Origin of the sequence: Sporosarcina cascadiensis (assembly GCF_009650995.1) — a bacterium.
Lineage (GTDB): Bacteria > Bacillota > Bacilli > Bacillales_A > Planococcaceae > Sporosarcina > Sporosarcina cascadiensis.
This window is the reverse complement of the sequence record NZ_WHVV01000035.1, coordinates 1-1,867: the sequence shown is the minus strand read 5'-3', so window position 1 is coordinate 1,867 and position 1,867 is coordinate 1. Positions and strand designations below refer to the sequence as shown.

At 46.2% G+C, this 1,867-nt stretch carries 1 protein-coding gene and 1 pseudogene; one reads left to right on the top strand and one right to left on the bottom strand.

Annotated features, from left to right (window positions below; genetic code table 11):
* A pseudogene (locus tag GDZ68_RS17870) lies at window positions 1-548 on the bottom strand (hypothetical protein); the annotation flags it as partial.
* Window positions 549-792: 244 nt separating this feature from the next.
* Between GDZ68_RS17870 and GDZ68_RS17865 the strand changes: the two are divergent.
* Window positions 793-1,867, top strand: a 1,075-nt coding sequence (locus GDZ68_RS17865; protein ID WP_228551173.1) for an arylsulfotransferase family protein, incomplete at its 3' end; no start/stop codon positions are given.

Below are 1,867 nucleotides of genomic sequence, written 5' to 3'. Positions count from 1 at the left end.
ATATGGTTGACAGCGTCCGAATCAGCGACATTACCAGTAGAAGGAATCATCATTTCCGGAAATACACAATTCGCATCCGCGACAGCCACGCGAACGTGCAGCTTGATACCGTAGGAATCGGTGGAGATCGCTGTCCAGTCCGCTGCGTTGTTTGGCAATTTCACGTAGGTTCCATCAATAATCCGAATGAGTCCCACGTTCGGCTGTAATCCCTTCGCATCCCCTTTGATTTGCCAAAAGTGAGAGGCGAGATGTCCTAATAGGTCTGCTAAATGCCCCGTATCGAGAGCGGCAAGCCGCCTGCTCAACTGCGCGTGGCTAAAGGACTCTGTACAAATTTCTTTCTGAAAATCTCGTTTTGCACGGATACCGATCTCCACCTTGCGAAGGCTTTTCCAACCGCATACGTTGGCCATAATGAAAATTTTCACAATCGCAAGATCGGTAAGTTTCCGGGCATCATAATTAAAGAGTGGGCAAGCTAACACATGGTTTGGCAGGTTCGATAGATATTGACAAAAGACTAAGTTTTGGTTTACACTTTTCATGAGAAATGCTCCTTTTAATAGTGTAGGGAACTGATTTAGTCGTCGTCCCTATCTACAATAGGAGTTTTTTTGTGTCTTCGCAACGATAAAACACTAGGATATTCAATAAATTACTATTTTTTACTGGTATGCAACGCTAGTGGGAACCACTTGTATCTTGTTCGTCCCTGCAACCTAATCGACTAACGGAGCCACGCATTGCATATATATCAGCAAGCATATATTAAAATAAGCAGGTGATATGATGGCAATGCGTGGGGATCAATCAGAATCAAAGCACATTTTTGAAAATAATCAGCACGTGACAGATTCAGAAGTATGGCATTTTGTCTCGGCACCGTATTTACAGCCAATGAAAGTTACCGTGAATGTGAACAAGCCGGGCACAGCAGCGGGTTATATATTTGTGGCTCCTTATACGATGTATGGAGAAAATATGGTAGGACAGACAGGTGCATTGATCATGGATGAAGCAGGTAATCCGGTCTGGTTCAAGTCGGACACCCCGGAAAAACAGAATAGGAATTTCAGAATGCAGACTTATCTTGGGTGCCCTGTCCTAACGACGTGGCACGGAACGATTTCTGGCACGGAATCCGCCAATCCAAGCCTTCCGATCGGTGATCCGCTGCCCGGTGCCGTCTTTCAAATCTTCGATCAGCATTACCAGGTGATCCGGACGATTGAGGCACAAAACGGGTATACGGCAGATGTGCATGAATTTACGATTACCGAACGAAACACAGCTTTGTTCACCGCAGTAAAGCAAGTACCTGCCGACTTATCCGTTTATGGAGGAGAATCGGGGGGCTATATTGATAATTTTGCAATACAGGAAATCGATTTGTCTACAGGTAAGTTGCTGTATGAATGGGATGTGCTGTCCCATGTCGACCCGGCGGATTCGATGGTGCCTGTTACAGCTGCGGCAGATAGCAATGGGATCTGGGATTGTTTCCATGTGAATTCGGTGGAGGAAGGACCGGATCATACGCTGTTGATCAGTATGCGGAATATGTCTGCGATTTACCATATTGATAAAGCGACAGGAGAAATCATCTGGCAGCTTGGCGGAAAACGGAGTGATTTCACTTTTGAGCAAGGTGCGGAGTTTTCATGGCAGCATCATGCACGCTACCGAACGGATAACCGAATCAGCCTATTTGATAATGCTTGCTGTGCCACACCGGATACGCAGCCTGCCGGACCGTCGCATGGTTTGATTTTACAGCTTGATGAGCAGCATATGACAGCGAAGGTGGATCGGACCTATTTTCACGATCCTCCAGTTCATGCATCCCATCAGGGGAATATGCAAA